Annotated in this window: 1 protein-coding gene and 1 pseudogene; one reads left to right on the top strand and one right to left on the bottom strand. The window is 68.9% G+C overall.

Annotation, left to right across the window (positions count from 1 at the left end; genetic code table 11):
- Positions 1–263, bottom strand: a pseudogene (locus ACHQ4I_RS13785) (hypothetical protein); the annotation flags it as partial.
- A gap of 177 nt (positions 264–440) precedes the next feature.
- Between ACHQ4I_RS13785 and ACHQ4I_RS13780 the strand changes: the two are divergent.
- Positions 441–800 (top strand): hypothetical protein, encoded by a 360-nt coding sequence (locus ACHQ4I_RS13780; protein ID WP_420772094.1) that lies wholly within the window; start codon positions 441–443, stop codon positions 798–800.
- Positions 801–1,674: the final 874 nt, after the last annotated feature.

Here is a 1,674-nt window from a genome sequence, read left to right as displayed (position 1 = left end):
GGGACCGTGAGGGTGCTGGTGATCGGCAAGACGGTCGGGACCGTGAGGGTGCTGGTGATCGGCAAGACGGTCGGGACCGTGAGGGTGCTGGTGATCGGCGGGGCGGTGGTGACCGGCGTGGCCTTGGTGATCGGCAAGGCGGTGGGGACCGGCACGATGTTGGGGATTCGCGGCGGAAGACAGGACGACGGGGTGGGACGGGCAAACGCGGTGGGGACGGTCGGGAGGGCGGTGGGGACCGGCAAGGCGGTGGGGATCGGCACGATGCTGGGGATTCGCGGCGGAAGACAGGACGACCGGGCGAGGCGGGCAAGCGCGGTGGGGCCGGGCGGCAGGGCGGGGCGGGTCGGCAAGGTGCCGGTCGGCGGGGCGAGGGTATTCGGAAGGGCGGCACGCGTAGACAGGGCGCGGCAGCGCGACCCAGTCCGCCACGGCCGACCGTGGCCGAGCGGTTCGACGCCGTGGATCGGCTGCTCGACGGCTCGGTGACCGATGCCGACGGTCTGTGGTCACGGGCGACGGTCTGGATTCTGCGGCTCGCATTGGAGCAATCCGTCGACGAGTTGTGGTTACAGGTAGCACCGGCACTGGCACGCTGCCCGATGCGCGCACAGCTGCTCGCATTACGCGTATTCGCGGGCGATGACACCGCCGCACAGGTCGCGACGGTATGGGCAGCTCTGTCCCGCGCCGCCCATCACCACGACTACGAACTCGCACCGAGCGTCACCGAACTACGCCGCTGGCGCGAGCAGACCGCCGCTATAGCCGCATCCCTGGCCGCATCCGCCGCAGGGTGAACGCGTCAGGTGCGGCCGCACACCGAAGCGACCGCCCAACACCAGCCCGCAAATCGATGCAGTCGCCAACACTGGGCGGCGCATCGGCGGTCACCGCACGGGCGATCGCGCACCGGTTGGCCACTCCCGCGCAGCGCGGGGCCGCGCACTGGCGTTCGCGCCTCAGCAGGCCGCGCCATAACCGTCGACAGGCCGACCGTGCACAAGCGCGATCACGCACGAGGAGGTTCGCGGGTTGGTCTGATCGCGCATCGGTGCGCCCGCGCATCGCCAGGCGGCGCATTGGCAGTCCGGGCATGGGCGATCGCGCCACGCAGGAACGCGCAGTGGGCCGCATATCGGTGCGCTCGCGTATCGGCAGTCCGGACAACGACAAAGGAGTGCATCGCCGGGCGGCGCATCGGCAGTCCGCACCGATAGCCCGCGCAGCGGTAGGTCTCACGCAACGGAATCCGCGCAGCGCTTGTCAATTCCGGCCGAATCGTGGCTCTGGCACACATTCCGTGATCGTCGGCCGCTGCGGTCCGCCCGAGATGCACTACTGGACAAGTGATCACGTGGAACTGACGGCGGCACTCTCTCGGCCGATGCCGCCACCAGTTCCACGTGATCGTCCGACCAACAGCGCGGAAGGTGATGTGGTGCAGAGGGGAGTCCTGTTGAGTGAGTGGGCGATCCCATGGAGTCGCGGAATGTGTGCCAGATCCAGTCTTCAGGCGGAAGCGACAGCGCTGAGCCTCGCATCGGTTGCGTGATCGCACCGATGCGCGGCTGCCGATCGGGTCATATCGTCGTGCGGGTGAGCGGTGCCTGGCGGAGCGGCCGCAAATGTGCGTGACGGTATGACCTTTTGATGGCAGACCGCGCATCGGTG

The organism is Nocardia nepalensis, from assembly GCF_048910785.1.
GTDB classification, from domain to species: Bacteria; Actinomycetota; Actinomycetes; order Mycobacteriales; family Mycobacteriaceae; genus Nocardia; species Nocardia nepalensis.
This window is presented reverse-complemented; position numbering and strand designations above follow the sequence as displayed.